Genomic DNA, 18,830 nt, shown 5'->3' on the forward strand with positions numbered 1-18,830 from the left:
ATATTGGATCGGTTTTTAATACTGTAAAGATAAAACGAGTTTTTATAACCGCCTTACGGATTTCCGTAATTACACTAATTACTTAAAAATTTCTTTGTACAGTTTCAATTTATTGGCTCTATCTTGGAAACCGTTTGCATCTCCAAATGCAGCAGTAATTCGCCCTTTATTAATTATATCTGAAATCGAATCAATCTTGTCTTGATCTGCATAAGAATTCAATTTATTATCTTTCCAGTATACCAGAGCTGCAATTAAAGAATCAGCTTCATTATTTAACAAATCTGGTTCCTCTACATAATCTACTCCGGTAACTGCAGATAATCTTTCAAAATTTGCTTTGCCTGTAGTTCCGATCATTCCTCCAGCTCTGTATTTCCAGCCGTCACCGGTTGATTCATTTCCATTTCCGTTCCGATTAGCATATACATAATTTGCCATCTTTTGCGGGTTACGAAGATATTGAGAAATAAAAGCATCAGACTTTCCTCTAAAAGGAGTATAAAATGCTTTTTTGGCAGCAGCTATTGTAGAGTAAAATAAATTCTCTCTAATTGCTTTCATACTGCTTTCGTGATCTATTTGCGCAAAGAAATGCGCTTTTCTCAAGGGAGAATTAATTTCAAACTTCTCCAGTTGAGTTTTATATTTCTTTGATAACTCTAAAGCTTTCATTTTTTTTTGCTTATTTTTTGTATTAAATTCAGATACCAATTACTTTTTTTAAGCCAGTTCCAGAGCAGTCTTAACAGTTCCCGGAGCATGAATCCGGCAAACAAAATATAATACCAAGGATAAGCTTCTTTATATTTATCTAAATACCTGGTAACGGTTTTATTGGTAATATGTGATTTATAAGTAACATGAGACCAATACGTAGTTTCAGTAATTGTTTTCTTCGTGAACTGCTCTTCTTTTTTTTCAGCTTTCTTTTCAAAGTTTATTTCTGCATTTGTTGTTCCTTGGAACAATTGACCGTCTGGAGATGTAAAATTGAAAAATGAATCCTGTCCATTAAAAGGCTTGACGGAAATATTAAATCCATTGTTTTCAATTCGTATTGAAGCGTTTTCAAAAGTTTGATTTTTTGTACTACTCCCTGCAGATGCTTTAATATCTAAATTTTCCTTTACTTCAGAAGTAGAGGAAAATTTATTTTTTTTAATGGATCCACACGAAAGCATAAGAAAGCTAAGCAGCGTTATCAATGTCGTTTTCATCGTTAAATTTTTCTAATTTTTTAATTTTCATGTTCAAAATCTTGGTAAGAGTTACTGCAGCTCTGATATCCATTTTTGCCATATTTTCGGCAATGCTCAGTAAAATAAAAACACCTATTGTTATCACAAATGAATAATGTATTGTAGCTGTCATATAAACTGCCAGGTCTTCTAAAAGTTCTGGCTTGATATGTGAGTTTTCTAATCCTCTTTTAAAAGTATTCGTGAGAAAAATGACAACGAACATGACAAAGGGTTTAAAAATACCCCTGAAGAACCTGTCACTTTCAAACTTTAGTTTTAAGTATATAAGATTAGTGTAAAGACCCACCAACAGATCAAAGAGAGTTCCTGCAGCAAAGAAAATCCATAGCAGAATTGATATTCCGCTATGAGTTTCTATAAACCCGGTAATGATTCCAAATGTCAAAGAGCTTGCAAAAACACCTCCGAATAGAGGATGGTATTTGCCTAAAAAATCTGAGACATTTAAAAATCCCATAAGTTTTAATATGTAATTAATTGTTTTCATTTTATGATTGTGATGCTGTAAATAATCTCGTTGCTATTGCTTCCATTCCAGCATTATTAGGATGGTTTGCTACTCCTGCGTTGTCAACAGTATGTGTTTGCCCATCGTCTCCCTGTACAGTATCGCCAATAAAGGACTTATTAGCGGCGATATCCAGTCCTGACATATCAACATAAGTGAGATTCTTTTCGATAGCAATTTGCTGCATTGCGCCCTCCAGTCCGGCGTTACTCCAAAACATACCTCCAATAATAATCCGCGCTGTTGGTACTTTACTTTGAATATAGGTAATCAGATTCCTAAACTCAGTTTTATAAGTTGCTACCGGAATACTTGTAGCATTTTCCCCCAATCTTACTACAATAAGATCATAAGCTTGAGCTGTTAAAAGAGTATCTAATTGAGCTTTATTATATCCCGATGGGTTTTGTTCCCAAGCAGCTATATTTTGCTCCCAGCTTTGCGCTGTTGGGTTTGCAACTTTTATTTTCGCTAAAAACCTGTGTGCATAATCATCGTTTCGGGTTTTTGCTGCCATACCCCAATCACCCCACCAGTAGGACATGATCGCATGACGTAAAATAGAATTTCCAAAATGAAGAATCTTAGTGTAGCGTCCCACCGCCTGAGCAATGAATTGACCTGTATTTGATACTCCTACTTTCCAATTCGTCCCGTCTGCAGATTGCCAAACTTTCGAAGGCTGGAAATTATTAATTTGAGCCTGTAAGTCATTAATCGCAGTTTGACGTACTAAGGCATTTGTGTTTAATACTCTTGTTTTTGCTTTGAAAGCAAGCCCCAAACTCCAGGCCGTAAGTGGGATCAATGGATTAGTGTGATTTCCTTCTATTCCCCAGGTGTAGTTATTCTGCAAAGTCGTATGAATATTTGGCATATTCCCTGGTGTTTTTACTCCTAAATATTGACCTGCTTTTAAAAGCTGATCTACTGCTATTGTATTAACTCCAGTAACAGTGCTAACTACGAAAGAACGTTCTTCTATAAATTTATTTGCTTGATCTAACGATCCTATTACAAAAGTCATATTCCCACCATTGCCGCTAAAATTTAGTTCTTTAATAACTTTATCAACCGTGAATGGAATCTTTAGAATATAATATGCTGTTGTCGTTTGGTTTCCTACAACATTAGTATAGGCCGCGGAACCGAAAGCTTCCAATGGGTCAACATCCGTAAATCCTTCAGCTTCCGATCTTGGAATATAGCCTTTCAGAATGCCGGTGTTTTCAGTGAATTCAGTATTAAAGAAAATTGAATAATATGATGAAACCGGGCCTTGTACAATTGCTCCAGTAGTTGCTGGACGTTGCAAAAATCTATTTGTCGTTACAGCAGATCCGCCATTCCATCGTATTTTTGCAGTTGAAGCATCTAATGCCATCAACCATATTGTTTCATCCTTTTGTAATACTATATCAGGTAAAACAGTAGTTTGTGAACCTATACCCGCTGTATATATTGGAGATGTATAAATAATCACATTATTCTTGTCTGTAATAGCAACTTTAAATGTTCCTGCAACTGAAAGATTAGTGACTACATTTTTTACTTTTAAAGTTTTTGTTGCCTTACAATTTGAATTTGTTATTAAATTACCTTCAGCTCCGGTTCCGCCCATTGCAGCATCACTCCCGCCGACACCTGTCATACCTATAACCAAAGGTGTTACTGTATCAACAGCTCCAATCCATTCAGCGATTTGCCGACCTCCCTGAGCTACAGTTTTAGTTGTAGGATCAAACGTTGGAGATATTTGAAAATTAGGAAGTTCAATTTCAACTTTATCCCAATTGGCTCCATCAAAAGAGAGAATGTTAAAATTTTTATCCAATAAAGTAAAACCTCCATAATTTGTATAGACACCTCCTTTAGCAATAAACCATCTGCTCACGCCTGGTGTTGTGATTATTGTGTCTGTAGCTTTTACGATACCTCCAAAGGAAGATGTCAACATGGAATCTTCTGGAATAATTTCAGCAATTGCTGTTAAAATAGTATTAAGGATTACTCCGTTAATTTGTTGAAGACCGTTGCTGGTGATTGATTCAGCAATTTGATCTAAAATTTCTTGTTTAGTCATTGTCAGTTATATAAAAATCATTGTTGAAGTCTAAGTTGAAGTCTCCTGGTTTTGCGAAATGTTCAAGTGATTTTTGATAGAGAAATACAGATGAATTACAGTTTACCGTAACAGCTGCACCGGAGTTGTCTTCATATTTTTTACCGGACCACGATTCCGCTGCTTCCATGAAAGCGCGAGTTAAAGAGTGTCCGATCTGCCAATTATTCCCATTCGCGTCCTGGATAAAAAAAATCATGGGTACATTTTTACAGCGCTTGACAAAGCCTAATACAGAAGGACGGAATCCAAGAATGAAAAAGGCAAAATTGGTTACTGATCGTTTTTTTTCTTTATTACCGGTAAGATTTACACGTAACTCATTTTCTTCAACTAATACATCAATGCTGAAAAGCTTCTTTTCGGATCTCATGATGATTTCATCAACAATAATGATTTCACTTTCAAACGATATCCCAGGTTTTGGCAGTGGTGTATAGAAAAAATGAGACGCTGGAGCAAAAAATAATTTAGTCTTAAGTCCGGAACTAAAATCTAATCCCGGACAATTATTTATGCTTTCAATATTTAGGTTTTCAAAGCTCATTGTAAGCACAAAAAAACCGATATCGCTACCGGTTCAAAAGGACATTAAATGAGGTAAATTCCTGAAGTTCTGGCTTGCATTGTACTTTCAGGAACCGGTGGACTGTAGCACGGGAATTGAGCAATATTTTTTTTAATATAGTCTGTGATCACCTTCATACTCGCATCTCCAAGCTTTATAAAATTCTTTCCTGACAACGCTTTCATATCCGGAGTTAAAACCTGTGATTTTTGCCACGGAAGTTCTTCATACTGTATTGCTATTGCATTTTGCAAAAACACGAAATTTGGCATCAATGAAGCATAATACAAGGCATAACAGACATTAGCCTGTTTCAAAAATTTATACAGTTCAGGTTTTGCTTTGATCTGATCGATACATTCAGGTTTTATCTTATCCAAGATATCCAGAGAGTAAGATTGCTCTAAATAAGTCTGCAGCATCTTAAAAACTTTTGGAGAATTTTTGATAGAATATATGGTTTCAAATTCAGCCGGAGTCTTTATATGTTCAGATACGTTCTCAAAAAAGGGAATATCATGTCTCAGTTCATCAACTGCAGCAATTTTTGTAATTGCTTCTGAGAATAATTTATCAGCAAACTTCAAGAGAGACAATCCAAGATCTCGGACGTCCCACCAGGGAGCGGCTTTAGATTTGTCCTGGATGAATTCCTGCACACCATAATTCGTGATGTGTACTTTAATTTTAGGAATAGACAGAATGAATGAGTAAAGAACAGAAGCTTTAGTGATCAGTCTGAAAATTTCCTTTTTATTTTCTTCAGTTTCATTTTTTAACTGCAGATAAATTTCTTCAGGAATAATATCAAATATTTCTGAAAACCCCAGTTCCTGGTCTATAAGTTTCCAGTCAAATTCTCCGGGCAAAATAAAATATTCCGGAAGCGTAGTTTCATCAATATAGTATTCCATTTTTTTGTCGCATTTTTACACATAATTAATTGACAACTTTTTCTTGTCCGTTCTTGTTTTTATCTAAAGTCGTTAGATTTATGTTTGGGAATTTTCCGAAAACTGTGAGATCCCAACCGTTCCAAATTTTTATGTTTTCAAAAATCTGCAGGGTTCTAATTTGCTTGATTGGAAGTTTCGCACAAAGAATTGCCCAGGCTTCTCGCTTATCGGATCCGGAACCACTTAATGTTTTTCCTCCGAAAGCTCCACCGGTGATCAGGCAAGGGTCAACCCCCATCGCTGTTAGAATTTCATAATTAGCGGCAGAACTATCGAGTAAGAAATCTCCGTTTGATTGCGTTTGAGGAACTTCTTCGATTTGAATTCCTTTAATCTCTTTACCGGAAACCCTATCAATAAAGAATGGTGAGATAATAGATTTTCCTCCAGCCTGATTTCCCTGTAAATTTTCGTGGATAAGATCAACAAGCTGTGTTCGTTTTTCCTGTCTTTCTTCTGGAGAAAACAGATTCCAGTCTTGACCATAGATATGAGAGAAATATTCATCAGAAACGTGAATCAGGTATTTGATGTTAAGCTGCTGCTCAAACATTGCTTTTTTGAAAGCAGGGATGGATAAAACTACATCAACCCATCCATTTTTAAATGAAGCATGCCAACCAACTGAAGGATATGACTTTTCAACTAAAAGCGTATCAATACACGGTATAGTAAAATTTCGGATGCCTTTCTCTTTACAGAAAGCCTTAATTTCTTCTATGGGAATATTTGCTCCAAAACACCGGATTACAGTTGTGTTTTTTTCTTCATAGTTCTCCCAGTCAGTATTAACACCAATATTGTTAATGATTCCGAAATTATCCGGAGCTTCAAAACGACAATCAGCGGCTTTTATTCTTCTTACAGAAATAATTTCATTACCATTCGGTGACAATAAATACTCTGTAAAAGCCACACGGAAAGTTTCATAATCCGTTATGATTTCTGAGAGAAAAATATCAAATTTTGTTCTGTAGTAAAATACAGCGATATCCGGGAAAGAATCGACCAATCTTTCTTTGAATATAATTGCCTCTTCTGTTTCCGTTCCCTGGTACAATCTGAAGCCTGTTCCAAAGTGTGCTGCAGTTAAGACTTCCAGACCACCAACAGCAACTCCGGTTTTCTTTAATTTGTCAGCGAATTCCTGGGGGTAAAGATTATTTTCACCCCACGGAAGCCATTTCCCGCTAATTAATGAATCAGTAATTTTGGCCTTAAATGTGGAGTGAACCGGGTCCGTAGTTTTATTAAAAAAAACTGCAGTTTTATTATTCAGTCCTCCAACTGCATAAATTCCTTTTGCTATTTCCATCAGTAATTTTCTAAACTTCTGTTTCGAGTTTTTATAGTTAATGCCCAATCCGGAAGAGCTTCAAGTCCTTCAGCAGTAAAACTTCTCTTTGTTTCTCTTCTTGTGCAACTTACAGGACTATACCAGAAAGTAACTTCAATGTATGTCCTGCTGAACTTTCCGGACCGATACCAGCAGGTCTCAATTCTGTCTATTTTCCAATCAAATGCATTCATAATTTTACACGACATCCAAGCCGTTAAATTTTGTAATGAATAGAATATTAATCTTCTTGATTCCTTGTTCAGTTTTTACATTCCGGGTTCTGTTTGCATAGTGATTAGGATTTTTAAAAGCTCTTTTTTGGGACAGTCGAATTTTCCCAGGAGTTTTAGGAGCTTGCATTAACAATGCATTCTCGTAGGTTATCAATTTGCCTCCTGATTTATTCTGATTATTGAAAGTTCTTACAGTAATGGTAAAAGGAATTGGATTTTTTTTATCATCCAGCTTTTTCATTTCCTTGAGAACTTGACTCAAAAAAATTGCTTTTTGCATGAGCCAAATATGAAGCTGAATAGTCACGAGGGAAAGGACACCGAATTTTTTCGCGTTTTTGCATAGCCTTTTCTCATGCTAAAAAATTACAAGTAATAGATTTTTAATAATTTAAACTACGTTTAAGGGGCCGAAAAGTCTTTTTTTTATCATTTTGTGAGAGTGCCCCACACAGCCGCCTTATATCTTTCTACGATTGCAGTTTTGATTTTTCACGAAATATGCCAGGGCGCTACCGAAAAACGCCCTGTTTTAGGGCGCTTTAGGAGTGTCGTTGAAATAGGGGCTCTGGTAGGCCCTTTAGGTCAATATCAGGTTGGTTACAGGGAAGGAGGACAGGTATCTGGAGTCTACCATGTGCCAGAACTGCCAGTATAGATTGTAGTCAAGCGTATCACTGAAGTGGGTTGCATGCTCCTGCAGTATAGTCTTACTTCTTTCAGAAGACTTATCTTTCTCAAAGGCATCATCACCTTTGAGTGGAGCATTCTCCATTGATATGATAAGATTCGGACAATTATCAGCATTGATTCTTACCGATGGAAGCCTATGATCTGTTTCAGCAAGTATGGTATTGATCAGCTGATACTTTTCAGCATGAGGAGGGTTGTTGGTATTTGGAGTCTTATTGATCACCACCCAGCCGGCTTTCGTCAGCTTATTGATTACATCTTCAGCTAATGTTGTCTTACTGTTTGCTTCTTTCTTATTCCCATATCTATCGTAGTATAGGTGTAAAACATTGCTACTCGACTTATGTGGTTCGTAGTAATCAATGAAGTCCTGAACCAGATCATCCAGGATATCCGGATTCTTCCGGAAGAATTCTTTAATGAAGTTTATTGAGTTCTGGATCGTGGAGTGTTGAGCTACAGTCATACAGTTGATTTTACCACCAAAGTCAAGATTCAACTGCAATGGAACATTCTTGATTAGATCAGTATCATACTTACAACTTGGCTTAAACTTATCTGTTACTCCACCCAATAGATCTATATCATACTTGTATTGATAATAATGTTTAGGTTTCAGCTGAGCATAGAATCCATCCTTAATACCACGAGGCCGGATGTTCATGATCTCAGCATTGAACTGAGTAATTGAAAGGGCTTCTTTCTGCATATCCTGGATCCAGCCTTCCTTTAAGTTATGTGCATTCACAAATGCATTGGCCTGGATAAAGCAGTACTTCTTAGGATTCTCTTTGGCTAACTTCTCTCTGTTGGTGAACCATTCCCCTTTCTTTGTCATTGCAACAGAGGAAACAAACACCTGAGCGTGAAGCATTGAAGCCTTACTGAAGATTGCTTTCTTTGCCCTGTTTGTTGTCAATACATTATCATACAGACGTTCGTAGGTCAATAACGCAGCTTCATCCCCGATCACCCAATACGAATTCAATCCCCTTCCGGAGTTTGGATTGTCCAGGGACACCAGAACCGCAATAGCTCCGTTTCTAAAATGAATTACGTTGCCCCAATTAGAAGGGGCCTGGAATGGCATCTCAAAGCCTAATTCCTTGCCACATTTCCCGACTACATAGTCAATCCCCTCATAAAGGCCAAACATCTCCATACCTTCTTTTGTAGATGGTAAAGTCCTAGATTTTATTTGTACGAAGGTTTCACCAACGATAATGCCTGTTGAACGAGGCATTTGCTTTACAGCTTCTTTGATAAACCAACCGAGTACGGTGGACTTTCCCGTACCTCTGGCTGCCTCGATGTTTATGTTCGGAATCCTGAGCTTTTTATTTGACAAGACGGCAGCGGCCTGCATAAGATTGAGCTCAATATTCCTGGTAGGCATATTGTGATATAAAACAGCATTACTCATGTTCCTCTTCGTTTTCGTCCTCCTCGTCTTCAGTAATTTCTTTCCAGTCTATATCTTCAGCACCAATATTGTTGAAGTTTACGACTCCACTTTCAAACATATCCTTCAGTATCTTTTCTGCACCACGTGGTAATCTTAAATTATACATTGAAGCCTCCAACTTTCTTGGATCCACTTTGTTCGCGGTATCATCAAAATTGATTAAGCTTTGACGTTTGGCCAATGCTTTTAAGGCAGTTTCAGTATCTCCTTTTTTCATTGCCAGCTGATACAGATTCAAATAGCTTTCAGCCAGAATCATTCTTTCAGCAGCAACATCAACCTGTTCCATACTGCCAAACAGCTCCATAGCTAAAGAATAGTCACGGTAAGCAGTTGCCTGAGAGACTTTGTAGTCCCTTTCAATAATTTTTATCGCCTGGCCTCGTGTATATTTATTTTCATATCTGAGTGCCCAGATATGTTTTAACCTGTTTTTTCTTTCCTCTTCAGCAGGGGAAAGTATCACAGATGTTTCATCGATATACCATGCTTTAATCTTCTGAAAGGTATTGTCCTTAGAGTATTTTATGATATCCATGAGACGAAAATATTCTCATGAAAATGCAGGAGAAAGGACATAATTTATATCTTTGGAGCGGAAAGTTTTTTGAAAATCCTACCTTTCCCAACCTCAAAAATTAGGATAAAAAAAAGGGTCAACAGATGTTGACCCTTTATCAGTAATAGTAGTTTAAGTGTAATTTTGTAAACCCTTTATTTATTAGGTTATTACAAAATTATTTAAAAGTGTAATGTATGATCTATTATAAAAACAAAAAAATGTAATCCAGTAAATAAACCCAGCAAAAGCCAGGTTTATGGGATGTAAATAATTGAGATTTATCTTGCATCAGCAAGACAATTGTGTTATCTTAGACATGGTCTCTGTTAGTTAAGACCAGGCTTTTCACTAATTATGATATGCTGGTATTTTACGAGATCCTCTACAAATTCATTCACAGAAGTTCCCCGAATATTTTCATCGTTATTTAACACAGCACGCCTCGCATATTCAAGCATAAACCGTTCGATTGTCGCTTCCTTTTGAAACGAATTTTGCCATAAAAATAGGACAATATCATAATTTGATATTGCTGTAAATTCCTGATTATTGTCTAAAATCTTTACCCTCATAAGTTGAGGGTAAAGATAATGATTTTTACTATGCAAGAGCCAGCTCCCTGTCTTCGAAAAATTCTTGTAAATTTTCATCTAAAATTTGATTTATATCGGTTATTAAAATGTTTTGTTTGGAGAATTCTACCAGTCTTGCGCAAATCAAAATCCAGTTTTTAATTTTTAGAAAGTTTGTACTCGCACCGTGCTGTCTAAATTCTACAGTTCCGTGTCTTTGGAAGCTTTGAAGATTCAGTTTAAAATATCGCGTTCTGAAAAGGTTAGCCAGCTCATTTACCGTATTACAGTTATCTATTTTTTGAAAAAAAGTATTTTGATTATTACTTCTAAATCCTTGGCAGTAAGTATTATTATTGGCTTTTCTGCTTCTTGGCATTATTCTATCAATTTGTATTTCAACCAAATATTGATTTTTTAAAAGTGTTTTGAAATTTTGTATCGTGTAATCGTTAGCGTCAAGGTGAACGTGTACTCCGCAAGTTGTATTAACCTGAGCATTCGAAAGTCTCAAGGCTTTGCAGGCTTTTCTAAAGTCTTTTAATCCCTCTGTTCCTTGTAATACAGGGCTTACCATTTCTTTAGCATTATTACCTCTTATTGAGCCATCAGAAACAAATTTCCAGTGTGGTCTGGTAGTGTGGTTATAGCTTTCATTTCTTACTTCGAGTCCGGAAGCTCTGAAGTGTTGGTTTAAAGCGGTGTCCTGTGCTCCAAAAAACTCTATTTCTACTCCAAATTTTCTGGTAAAGGCAAACTCAAAATTTACAGGTCCAGTAGCCTGAGGGTTGGCGGTTCTTCGTTCGTTCCATTTTTTCCAAATATTGTAGGAAAAGCCTCGGTTTCCGTTACAAATTAATTCAGCAACCTGAAGTCTGGTTAATCCTAAATCAAATAAAGCTTCAGCTTTTTTGGTTTTCGTCCAGTTGCTGTTTATTATTTCTTGCTGTGTCATTATGTTATTGTTTTTCAATTATTTACACAGCTAAGTACGCTAGAAACGTGTTAACACGCAAGTTATAAGTGCTTTATTTTCAACAAAAAAGCCTGACAAATGTCAGGCGTACAATGATTAAAAAGACCATGTCTAAAGTAACACAATTTACGTGCAGATGCAAGTAAAACAGGCTTTATTTGGGATTAATTTTATTTATTTCATCAGCATTTAGTTTTTGTCCGTTTCTCTTAATTTCAAATTCAAGATTATTATCTTCCATATATTTTATCCAACGTTTTACAATGACATCAGCAAAGCGCGGATCCAGTTCCAAGCCTCGGCACTGTCTCCAGGTCATCTCACACGCAATTAATGTTGATCCGGAACCCAGGAAACCATCTCCCACGATATCCTTTTGTTTTGATGAATTTTTTATTAGATAAGAAACGATATCCAAAGGCTTCATTGTAGGATGTTCTGCGTTTCTCAATGGCTTATTGAATTCTAAAACTGTAGATTGTTTACGGTCCGAATACCAGGAATGTGAAGCACCTTCTTTCCATCCGTAGAGTATTGGCTCATGCTTCCAATGATAGTCCTGTCTTCCCATCACAATAGAATTTTTCACCCACACCAGGCATTGCGATAATTTAAAACCAGAAGCTTTAAAAGCTGATCGGAAGTTTGCACCTTCGGAATCTGCATGAAAGACATATATCGGCGCTCCGAGCTCTGAGTTAATGAAACATTCCTGGTAGAATAAATATAGAAAACTATAGAATTCATCATTCGACATATTATCGTTCTGAATTTTAAGTTTTTCTTTGGTCCCACCTTCATAATTAACATTGTAAGGCGGATCAGTAACGATCAGATTGAATTTATGCCCGGAAAGAATCTTCTGGTAGTTTTCCGATATCGTAGAGTCACCGCAAAGAACAACATGTTTTAATCCTTTCTGAACGGAAATCAATTCATAAAGGTCGCCGGTTACAGTTTTCGGTTCTGCAGGTGGTTCCGGATCAAAGTCCTGTTCCTCTTCATCCGGAACAAATGCATTTTCCTTCAGGAACTCTTCGAAAGCTCCAAGATCCATTCCGATATCTTCAAGATCAATGTCCTGGAAGAACTCTTCAATTTTACTCCAGTCAAATTCTCCGTTGTGGATATTTGATCGAAGCATGTATTCTTTGAATTCATCTTCAGTAAGCTTACGGTTCGGTACTCTCACATCGATCAGTTCCGAGCCTCTTCCCAGGATAAACATCGCTGCTACTCTTTGATGTCCGGCAATCAAAATATTATCAATATCAGCTGCAGGAATTTCAACCAGGTTAAACTTCTCCAGGCTTTTTTTAAGACGCTCCAGCTCCTCTTCAGATATTTGTCGCGGATTGAAATCGCACGGGATTAATTCTGAAACTTTTCTCTGTACAGTGTACCATTCTAAAGGTGATAAAATAATTTTTTCACTCTGTTGCTTGTTAATTCTCATTTTATATCTACTTTTGTATTTCTCAACTTTCAAATTTTTTATGCACTAAAAAAACTCCAGACAGAAGACTTTAATAGTCCTCCGCGTGGAGTTTCGTGCTCTAATTTGAAAGTTGAGATGTTCAGATTTGCGGAGGATGTTTATTCCCTCCAGAGAATTACCTGCAATATTCAAATAGCATAGATTTTACTAAAGGACATACAAGCTCACAGCAAATTTTGCTGTGAGCTTTTTATTGTGATTAAAACTTTTTGAAAAAAATTGAAATTTTAACACTTTTTATTTGGTATAAGGTCGGAATATTCCTACCTTTACAGTGTTGAATTAATAAAGAATAGCGTTCTATGAAATCAAGCGAATTACACCGAAAGGTCAAAAAAGGTGGATGGGTTCACATTAGAACCGACGGAAGTCACTACATCTACGAAAAAGACGGCCGCACTTATCCAGTTCCTTATCACGGAGCAAAGGAGGTCGGCAAAGGTCTTGAAAAGAAAATTATTAAAGAAATGGGGCTTTAGGCCCCTATCTTTAATATTGTTTGATTAATGAGAATGTGTTCTAAAAAAATTAAATTATATGAAAACAGTCAAAATTATTATTGAAAGATCGGCTGATATGTTCTCTTCATACGCTGAAAATGTGGAGGGTGTATATGGTGGAGGAACCACACCCCAGGAAGCAAAACAATCCGCTTTAGAAGCGATAAGAATTTTAAAAGAAAATAATACTGAAGAAAATATTCCTAAAATTTTATTAGGTGAATATGATATTAAATATCAGTTCGATATTGAAAGCTTATTGCAATATTATAAAGGAATTTTTTCTGCTGCAGTGATAGAAAGATTAACCGGGATTAATCCGGATTTGACCTCTCAATATTCAAAAGGGCAAAAGAAGCCCAGAGCTGCACAAAGAAAGAAAATTGAGAATGCATTGCATTCTTTAGGAAAAGAATTATTGGAAATAGAACTCTAGTATTAATTCAACACTTTTACTACCATTTCCAAAAAGAAGCACCTGCTAAAACAGGTGCTTTGTTATATTTGGAAGTCTAATTGGAGTTTCAGGAAACATAAAAAAATTATTGCCCTTTTCAAAATCTTCAGTTCTCTCTCTTATTAATTCCGTCAGATCTTCCCTGGCTTTTCTAAGCCGATGAGCCATTCGATGAAATTCCGCTGTATAAACTGGTATATTTCTTAAATCTTTCTCGAGCTGCCTTACATAATGTCTTAATCCCGGCACATCCGGTTGAGTTGGTGGAAGATTCATATACTCTTTATGCCAATCTGGAGTTGGGAAATCTTTTATATGGTCATCCCGGAACTGCACTGCAAAATCCCATCCCATTTTAAATTGACTAAATAAGATGACTTTTCTTGAAGCTTTATATTTTCTTTTGATCAGTTTCTGGATCCGCTTTTTATTTGTCATTTGATTTAATTTCTATAGGATCTAAAAACATATCACCTGGTCTGGCAAACTTATCAAAAACACAAATTTGATTATTATAGCCTGATACAACTTCACATCCAAAATAAGTACGTAAGTTAGTCGTAAAATGAAAAAATTTATAGTCATTCCTAATTCTGTTCTCCAAAATTTCTTGATAAAACTCCGGAATGGATATCCTAATTCTTTCTCTTTGAATATTTGTTCCCGCAAGCCGATATATATCATGTCTTATCTTATAAATAAGATCGTCAATACTTGAATGTAAGAAAACGATTCTTTTGGTTATTATAACCTTATTATTAGCATCCATGTATTTTAAATTAACGTCCTCTACTTGGAGATGAACTTCTGAAGCTGCTAGAAGATCTGGAAGGGCTGCTACTCCTGAAGCTCGAAGAACTGCTTCTGAAAGAAGAGCTGCTGGAAGAAGAGCTGCTGGAAGAACTTTTATAACTTGGAGAACTGCTCCTGGAGCTTGAGAAAAAGCTACTCTTATTTGTAGTGGTTCTACTCGGTGAAGAGCTTCTATAATTCGAACTGGATGATGTATAAGAACGGCTCGGTGAAGAGTTTCTGTAACTATTACTGTAAGATGAGCTCTTAACTGGATATGCACTACTTTTCGGATTTTCTGAATACGAATACTGACGGCTATAGTTAGAATATGATCTATCGTAAGCCGGCCTGTTGTGATAATAATAATTATTTACAGCTCCATAACCTCCGTTATTATAAAGGTTATTAAACAAGGTATAAGCCATAAAATACTCCATCAGGTTTCCGTTGTTATCGTAAGACTGAACTCTCACCATTTTGTTCCCGGAGGTATCCCACGCTGTCTCATGAAATGGCTGTTTCTTTTGACATGAGAAAGAAAGCAGTAAAATTGATAGCGGTAAAAATAATTTGAAGATCTTTTTCATAATTTAAAAAATTGTTACAGGTTGATTTTTAAGTGTCGCAAGTAAATTTCCCACCAAATCTTTGATGGTTCCAAGATCACCCTCTTCAGTATTAAGAAGATCTCTTGTAATTGGTTCTTGTTTCTTTCCGGTAAGGTGTGCAGCATGCTCTTCTAACCAGGCAATCCAATCACCCTTATTTTCTTCAGTAATAGGTTCGTACGTCATATTTATTTTTTGCCAAATAAAAACGTTGTCTGCTAACTGTGCAATAGTTGAATTATTTTTTCCTGATCTAAAATCAATTCCTGCAGCTGCTCTTTTTTATAATTGAGAGAACTTAACTTTTTATTGAAAACCGGATCCGTTTCTTCCGGAAGCTGCTCTTCCATCTTTTTTATAGTTTGCTGTCTTCTACAGATTAAAGTCGCAATATTTCTTCTTTCCTGATCCAGCTGCAGCTGGGTCATTTTATCGAAATTTCGTTTACTCTCAGTCGGTAGAATATGTTTGTAAGCACTGTAGTGATCTAAGATTTTTTTGTTCTTATCAAATTTTTCGAACAACTGAAATATTTTAGTTTGGATCCCGAATGCTTTTTTCTCATGGTCCGGATCTGTTGCATTAAGCTCAAGTTTCAGCTGACAAAATTTTGACCATAAAGACTCCAGTTCATGATAAACTGGATGCAGTTCCGCCGGGTATTGAGTAATCAGCCCTGCTAATTTTGGAATTTCTGGTTTCAAAAAAACGGGATCTCTCTTGATGATTTTCTCTTCCGGATCCCTTACTGCTTCAGGAACTGCAGCTTTAATATTTTTCTCCAGCTTTGAAAGCAGATATACTATCCTGGATCTATTTTGTATCGTAGCAGTTTTATGAAGCTTTGCGAGTTTCGGATCTCCTCCGGATGAAAGATATAATTCTAAATTTTCTGCGTGTGTCCTCATAATAAAAAACCTCCCATGACAGGAGGAAAATTAACAAATAATAATAAATCTAAAAATATGAACAGTCGTATCGGTTTACTTTTTCTTTGTGTCGGCAGCGGCTTGAACTTTTGAAGAGTTCTTAAGCAAAGAATTCAACGTTTCAAGTTCAGCTTTATATCCGATTGGCATCCGGATCTCGATCAGCTTTTGAATCTGCTCTTTTGAATAATCTTTAAATAATTCAGCTGCAGTATCTTTTTTTAGACAAAAAGCATAGTTTCCAGATTGCCAATGTTCCAGAGCATTTTTCGGAACATCATTTAAAGTTGTTTTGGAACCGTCGGCCCCGATCATCACGGAGCCTTTGGTAACAGTTAATATGAAAAATTGATTTGTATCAGCCATAATTACGGTGTTGCAGGTTCGTCAGCCAGATAAGTAATAGCACCATCATAGGAGTATAATGGACCATTTGCGGTTACATTGAAAGCAGTTCCTGAAGCCTCTTCATATTTCTTTGCTGTTGTCGCATCGGCTTTCGTCATGTATGAATCAAGGGTAACCCACTTTTTACCTGTACTATCAGTAATCACATAGCACATCGGAGTGTTTTTGTGTCTTTTGATGAACCCCGCATTTCTTCCCGTGAAATTTGGAAGCATACCGTCGAATTGAGCCTGTTCTTTAAGATTTCCCTTGTTACCTACCAAATTACTTTTTAATTCGTTTTCATCGATAGTACAAGTCATTTTCTTAAAACCTTTACCTGTTACAGGTACAAGTCCTGTATTTGGAATTTTGACACTATCCTCATAAGAAGTAGTTTCTGTGATCGTTGGTTTTGTGATTGTCTGAAGCTGTGCCATTGGGATATAAGCAACTTCAGCTTTTACACCTCCAACAACTTCCTCGTTTGGGCAATAGCCCATATTTTCGGTTCTTACCGTTTCAAATGAACAATTATCCGGCATTTTACTTGATTTTAGAGATTAGACCATATTTTTCACCGAAGCCCATTAATAGGATTAAGAGCTCTTCGTCCTGGGAAATTTCTTTCTGAGTGTATGCTTCACCATTCAGGCGAATTTTTTGAGGTGCATCATCAGAGAACTTGTATTTCTTTTTTTCAAAAGTGAATTCAAGACCAGGAATTTTTTCTGCAGGCTTTCCAATGTTATTTAAAGCCTCTTCTTTTTCATCAAGAGCAGCAGCTCTTTCATCCAAAGCTTTTTCTCTTTCGTCTAAAGCCTGAGATCTCTCTAAAAGACTTTTTTCTGAAAGCTCGGTTTTGTTAGTGTCTCCAGCAGGATTATCTGCTGAAGACTTTGTATCTTTTGTTGACATGTTTGTAAAAGGGATTAAGCGATTAAACTTTGTTCGTTAGGGTAATACAGCTTGTTTTTAGCAGCGTCGTTCAACCCTCTTTCTTTGGCCGCGTCGTGAGTTTCCACGAAAACGTACTGGTTAACTGCGAAGTCGTAACCTAAATGCCACTGGATAAAGATTTTCACTTTGTAATCCTGCACTTGTACGTCATCGATCTGAGCCGGGTTATCCTTTCTGTCATAAAGTCTGAAAAGGTTTCCGTCAACCCATGCAACCAATCTTCCGGCTTTCATACCAGGAACACCTACGATTTCTCTTCCATATCTTGAAGTAGTTCTGTAGCCGTCCTTATAGTTGATCGCTTTATCAGCAAGGTTTTCTCTTTGTTTTACATAGTCCTGCCATTCGCCCAAAGGCATGAAAATCGTAGAGATTTTTACGTTTTCCGGGAAACCTTCTTCAAATGCATCCACCCTTGCAGGCTGATCATTCATTAAAGCAATGTCTACAGGAACAGAGAAAACAGGATTTACTGTATCTACAACCATTGTATCTACAATGGTATTCAGCCCGTCCATTGACTTTGTATATTCCGGAGTAGAACTTCCAATTTGAGCCGGATCAAATTTTCCGGTAACTGTTGTATTCGATAAATCTGAAGTGATATGCTCACCGATCATATTCACGATATACTTTGAAATTGGCATTTCTGCAGGCTTTTTATCTTCTTCATATAAAGCCTCCTCCCAGCTGCCATAAATTTCATAAGGCTTGATAGGAAAGTTTACTTTTTGATGGAAGTTTCTAGCGATTTTAGCCTGGAACTGTACGCTTCCGTATTCGGTCCATTCATCAGAAAACGCTTGAACGACATTCCCCATAAAAACAGAAGGAAACGTCCATTTACCCTTTACTTTAGCCAGGGGTTTAGCATATTTATTCAAAAGAATATCTTTTGAAAGAACAGCCGGTTGAAGATCGAAGGCACTTCTGGTTCCGTACCTTACAATCTCATTTTTAATTGCATTGATATCTATTGTAGCCATAATTAGTCAAGTTGATTATGAGGTGCGTTAGGGTCAAAGTAACCCTCGATCAAACCGTCTGGTTCTTTATCTACACCGTTTGTGTGAATGAATGAGTGAGTGTTTTTGTTTGAGCCGTATTCATTGCATTTAGCTCCTAGAGCAGTGATTGCTTCAGCTACAGTTTGCCCTTCAGTAGCTTCAATACCGTTAAGACCAAGAGCCGCAGTAAGCGCTTCCTGAACGGCCGTTTCGTTAGCTTCAAAACCGGAAACTTTAGCCTGGAGATCTTCTAAAGTCTTGGCATCTTCATTTGCCGGGTTTTCGGTTGCATTTTTTTCCAGAGCATCTTCAATTAGCTGAAGCTGCTTATTGTCCAGTTTTACATGAGCTTCACCACTTCCCCAGAAATTATTGTGGAAAGTGAAAGCTTGTAACCCTAAAACAGCTAATAGTTTCTTCATTTATTTTG

24 protein-coding genes are annotated in these 18,830 nt (G+C 36.7%); 2 read left to right on the forward strand and 22 right to left on the reverse strand.

The window, feature by feature from the left end; all coding sequences use genetic code 11:
- Window positions 1-78: 78 nt before the first annotated feature.
- The 13 genes from J4Q03_RS07745 to J4Q03_RS07805 form a co-directional block, all read right to left on the reverse strand.
- Window positions 79-675: a glycoside hydrolase family 19 protein gene (locus J4Q03_RS07745; RefSeq protein ID WP_426047614.1), complete on the reverse strand. Its 597-nt coding sequence runs from the start codon at window positions 673-675 to the stop codon at window positions 79-81.
- On the reverse strand, window positions 672-1,220 hold the full coding sequence (locus J4Q03_RS07750) for a hypothetical protein (protein WP_426047615.1): 549 nt from the start codon (window positions 1,218-1,220) through the stop codon (window positions 672-674). Before J4Q03_RS07750 ends, J4Q03_RS07745 begins: the two co-directional genes overlap by 4 nt.
- On the reverse strand, window positions 1,192-1,752 hold the full coding sequence (locus tag J4Q03_RS07755; RefSeq protein WP_426047616.1) for a phage holin family protein: 561 nt from the start codon (window positions 1,750-1,752) through the stop codon (window positions 1,192-1,194). Before J4Q03_RS07755 ends, J4Q03_RS07750 begins: the two co-directional genes overlap by 29 nt.
- A gap of 1 nt (window position 1,753) precedes the next feature.
- On the reverse strand, window positions 1,754-3,856 hold the full coding sequence (locus J4Q03_RS07760) for an SGNH/GDSL hydrolase family protein (RefSeq protein WP_426047617.1): 2,103 nt from the start codon (window positions 3,854-3,856) through the stop codon (window positions 1,754-1,756).
- Entirely contained in the window at window positions 3,849-4,442 is a 594-nt protein-coding gene (locus J4Q03_RS07765; protein ID WP_426047618.1) for a hypothetical protein, read from the reverse strand. Before J4Q03_RS07765 ends, J4Q03_RS07760 begins: the two co-directional genes overlap by 8 nt.
- A 44-nt stretch (window positions 4,443-4,486) precedes the next feature.
- Window positions 4,487-5,377: a hypothetical protein gene (locus J4Q03_RS07770; protein ID WP_426047619.1), complete on the reverse strand. Its 891-nt coding sequence runs from the start codon at window positions 5,375-5,377 to the stop codon at window positions 4,487-4,489.
- Window positions 5,378-5,402: 25 nt separating this feature from the next.
- Complete coding sequence (locus tag J4Q03_RS07775) at window positions 5,403-6,734, reverse strand: hypothetical protein (protein ID WP_426047620.1); 1,332 nt, start codon at window positions 6,732-6,734, stop codon at window positions 5,403-5,405.
- Window positions 6,734-6,949: a hypothetical protein gene (locus J4Q03_RS07780; RefSeq protein WP_426047621.1), complete on the reverse strand. Its 216-nt coding sequence runs from the start codon at window positions 6,947-6,949 to the stop codon at window positions 6,734-6,736. The genes J4Q03_RS07775 and J4Q03_RS07780 overlap by 1 nt, the downstream gene beginning before the upstream one ends.
- Before the next feature lie 4 nt (window positions 6,950-6,953).
- Entirely contained in the window at window positions 6,954-7,253 is a 300-nt protein-coding gene (locus J4Q03_RS07785; protein ID WP_426047622.1) for a hypothetical protein, read from the reverse strand.
- 318 nt (window positions 7,254-7,571) lie between these two features.
- On the reverse strand, window positions 7,572-9,107 hold the full coding sequence (locus J4Q03_RS07790) for a hypothetical protein (RefSeq protein WP_426047623.1): 1,536 nt from the start codon (window positions 9,105-9,107) through the stop codon (window positions 7,572-7,574).
- Window positions 9,100-9,687 (reverse strand): hypothetical protein, encoded by a 588-nt coding sequence (locus tag J4Q03_RS07795; protein WP_426047624.1) that lies wholly within the window; start codon window positions 9,685-9,687, stop codon window positions 9,100-9,102. Before J4Q03_RS07795 ends, J4Q03_RS07790 begins: the two co-directional genes overlap by 8 nt.
- A gap of 624 nt (window positions 9,688-10,311) precedes the next feature.
- The gene (locus J4Q03_RS07800) at window positions 10,312-11,238 is read right to left on the reverse strand and encodes an amidoligase family protein (RefSeq protein ID WP_426047625.1); all 927 of its coding nucleotides are present in this window, start codon (window positions 11,236-11,238) and stop codon (window positions 10,312-10,314) included.
- Window positions 11,239-11,413: 175 nt separating this feature from the next.
- Complete coding sequence (locus J4Q03_RS07805) at window positions 11,414-12,715, reverse strand: DNA methyltransferase (RefSeq protein ID WP_426047626.1); 1,302 nt, start codon at window positions 12,713-12,715, stop codon at window positions 11,414-11,416.
- 344 nt (window positions 12,716-13,059) lie between these two features.
- Between J4Q03_RS07805 and J4Q03_RS07810 the strand changes: the two genes are divergently transcribed.
- Together J4Q03_RS07810 and J4Q03_RS07815 are read left to right on the forward strand one after the other, a co-directional pair.
- Entirely contained in the window at window positions 13,060-13,236 is a 177-nt protein-coding gene (locus J4Q03_RS07810) for a type II toxin-antitoxin system HicA family toxin (RefSeq protein ID WP_426047627.1), read from the forward strand.
- 58 nt (window positions 13,237-13,294) lie between these two features.
- Complete coding sequence (locus tag J4Q03_RS07815; RefSeq protein ID WP_426047628.1) at window positions 13,295-13,693, forward strand: type II toxin-antitoxin system HicB family antitoxin; 399 nt, start codon at window positions 13,295-13,297, stop codon at window positions 13,691-13,693.
- A gap of 45 nt (window positions 13,694-13,738) precedes the next feature.
- On the opposite strand, the gene J4Q03_RS07820 is transcribed toward J4Q03_RS07815, so the two are convergent.
- From J4Q03_RS07820 to J4Q03_RS07860, 9 genes are all read right to left on the reverse strand, one after another.
- Entirely contained in the window at window positions 13,739-14,152 is a 414-nt protein-coding gene (locus J4Q03_RS07820; protein ID WP_426047629.1) for a hypothetical protein, read from the reverse strand.
- A complete protein-coding gene (locus J4Q03_RS07825) occupies window positions 14,142-14,789 on the reverse strand; it encodes a hypothetical protein (RefSeq protein ID WP_426047630.1) in 648 nt (215 codons plus the stop codon). The genes J4Q03_RS07820 and J4Q03_RS07825 overlap by 11 nt, the downstream gene beginning before the upstream one ends.
- Before the next feature lie 310 nt (window positions 14,790-15,099).
- The gene (locus tag J4Q03_RS07830; protein ID WP_426047631.1) at window positions 15,100-15,303 is read right to left on the reverse strand and encodes a hypothetical protein; all 204 of its coding nucleotides are present in this window, start codon (window positions 15,301-15,303) and stop codon (window positions 15,100-15,102) included.
- A gap of 32 nt (window positions 15,304-15,335) precedes the next feature.
- Window positions 15,336-16,025, reverse strand: a complete 690-nt coding sequence (locus J4Q03_RS07835; RefSeq protein ID WP_426047632.1) for a hypothetical protein — start codon at window positions 16,023-16,025, stop codon at window positions 15,336-15,338.
- Between the two features lie 75 nt (window positions 16,026-16,100).
- Complete coding sequence (locus J4Q03_RS07840) at window positions 16,101-16,412, reverse strand: hypothetical protein (protein WP_426047633.1); 312 nt, start codon at window positions 16,410-16,412, stop codon at window positions 16,101-16,103.
- Window positions 16,413-16,414: 2 nt separating this feature from the next.
- Complete coding sequence (locus J4Q03_RS07845) at window positions 16,415-16,978, reverse strand: hypothetical protein (protein WP_426047634.1); 564 nt, start codon at window positions 16,976-16,978, stop codon at window positions 16,415-16,417.
- Between the two features lies 1 nt (window position 16,979).
- Entirely contained in the window at window positions 16,980-17,351 is a 372-nt protein-coding gene (locus J4Q03_RS07850; RefSeq protein ID WP_426047635.1) for a hypothetical protein, read from the reverse strand.
- Between the two features lie 14 nt (window positions 17,352-17,365).
- A complete protein-coding gene (locus tag J4Q03_RS07855) occupies window positions 17,366-18,379 on the reverse strand; it encodes a hypothetical protein (RefSeq protein ID WP_426047636.1) in 1,014 nt (337 codons plus the stop codon).
- 2 nt (window positions 18,380-18,381) lie between these two features.
- Window positions 18,382-18,822, reverse strand: coding sequence for a hypothetical protein (locus J4Q03_RS07860; RefSeq protein WP_426047637.1), 441 nt, complete (start codon window positions 18,820-18,822; stop codon window positions 18,382-18,384).
- Window positions 18,823-18,830 lie beyond the last annotated feature (8 nt).

This window comes from Chryseobacterium sp. NFX27 (assembly GCF_049887855.1).
GTDB lineage: Bacteria > Bacteroidota > Bacteroidia > Flavobacteriales > Weeksellaceae > Chryseobacterium.

What these genes read in the sequence shown, in the direction of transcription:
- J4Q03_RS07745 (WP_426047614.1), bottom strand. Translation starts at nt 675, where the DNA reads ATGAAAGCTTTAGAGTTATCAAAGAAATATAAAACTCAACTGGAGAAG.
- J4Q03_RS07750 (WP_426047615.1), bottom strand. Translation starts at nt 1,220, where the DNA reads ATGAAAACGACATTGATAACGCTGCTTAGCTTTCTTATGCTTTCGTGT.
- J4Q03_RS07755 (WP_426047616.1), bottom strand. Translation starts at nt 1,752, where the DNA reads ATGAAAACAATTAATTACATATTAAAACTTATGGGATTTTTAAATGTC.
- J4Q03_RS07760 (WP_426047617.1), bottom strand. Translation starts at nt 3,856, where the DNA reads ATGACTAAACAAGAAATTTTAGATCAAATTGCTGAATCAATCACCAGC.
- J4Q03_RS07765 (WP_426047618.1), bottom strand. Translation starts at nt 4,442, where the DNA reads ATGAGCTTTGAAAACCTAAATATTGAAAGCATAAATAATTGTCCGGGA.
- J4Q03_RS07770 (WP_426047619.1), bottom strand. Translation starts at nt 5,377, where the DNA reads ATGGAATACTATATTGATGAAACTACGCTTCCGGAATATTTTATTTTG.
- J4Q03_RS07775 (WP_426047620.1), bottom strand. Translation starts at nt 6,734, where the DNA reads ATGGAAATAGCAAAAGGAATTTATGCAGTTGGAGGACTGAATAATAAA.
- J4Q03_RS07780 (WP_426047621.1), bottom strand. Translation starts at nt 6,949, where the DNA reads ATGAATGCATTTGATTGGAAAATAGACAGAATTGAGACCTGCTGGTAT.
- J4Q03_RS07790 (WP_426047623.1), bottom strand. Translation starts at nt 9,107, where the DNA reads ATGAGTAATGCTGTTTTATATCACAATATGCCTACCAGGAATATTGAG.
- J4Q03_RS07795 (WP_426047624.1), bottom strand. Translation starts at nt 9,687, where the DNA reads ATGGATATCATAAAATACTCTAAGGACAATACCTTTCAGAAGATTAAA.
- J4Q03_RS07800 (WP_426047625.1), bottom strand. Translation starts at nt 11,238, where the DNA reads ATGACACAGCAAGAAATAATAAACAGCAACTGGACGAAAACCAAAAAA.
- J4Q03_RS07805 (WP_426047626.1), bottom strand. Translation starts at nt 12,715, where the DNA reads ATGAGAATTAACAAGCAACAGAGTGAAAAAATTATTTTATCACCTTTA.
- J4Q03_RS07810 (WP_426047627.1), top strand. Translation starts at nt 13,060, where the DNA reads ATGAAATCAAGCGAATTACACCGAAAGGTCAAAAAAGGTGGATGGGTT.
- J4Q03_RS07815 (WP_426047628.1), top strand. Translation starts at nt 13,295, where the DNA reads ATGAAAACAGTCAAAATTATTATTGAAAGATCGGCTGATATGTTCTCT.
- J4Q03_RS07820 (WP_426047629.1), bottom strand. Translation starts at nt 14,152, where the DNA reads ATGACAAATAAAAAGCGGATCCAGAAACTGATCAAAAGAAAATATAAA.
- J4Q03_RS07830 (WP_426047631.1), bottom strand. Translation starts at nt 15,303, where the DNA reads ATGACGTACGAACCTATTACTGAAGAAAATAAGGGTGATTGGATTGCC.
- J4Q03_RS07835 (WP_426047632.1), bottom strand. Translation starts at nt 16,025, where the DNA reads ATGAGGACACACGCAGAAAATTTAGAATTATATCTTTCATCCGGAGGA.
- J4Q03_RS07840 (WP_426047633.1), bottom strand. Translation starts at nt 16,412, where the DNA reads ATGGCTGATACAAATCAATTTTTCATATTAACTGTTACCAAAGGCTCC.
- J4Q03_RS07845 (WP_426047634.1), bottom strand. Translation starts at nt 16,978, where the DNA reads ATGCCGGATAATTGTTCATTTGAAACGGTAAGAACCGAAAATATGGGC.
- J4Q03_RS07850 (WP_426047635.1), bottom strand. Translation starts at nt 17,351, where the DNA reads ATGTCAACAAAAGATACAAAGTCTTCAGCAGATAATCCTGCTGGAGAC.
- J4Q03_RS07855 (WP_426047636.1), bottom strand. Translation starts at nt 18,379, where the DNA reads ATGGCTACAATAGATATCAATGCAATTAAAAATGAGATTGTAAGGTAC.
- J4Q03_RS07860 (WP_426047637.1), bottom strand. Translation starts at nt 18,822, where the DNA reads ATGAAGAAACTATTAGCTGTTTTAGGGTTACAAGCTTTCACTTTCCAC.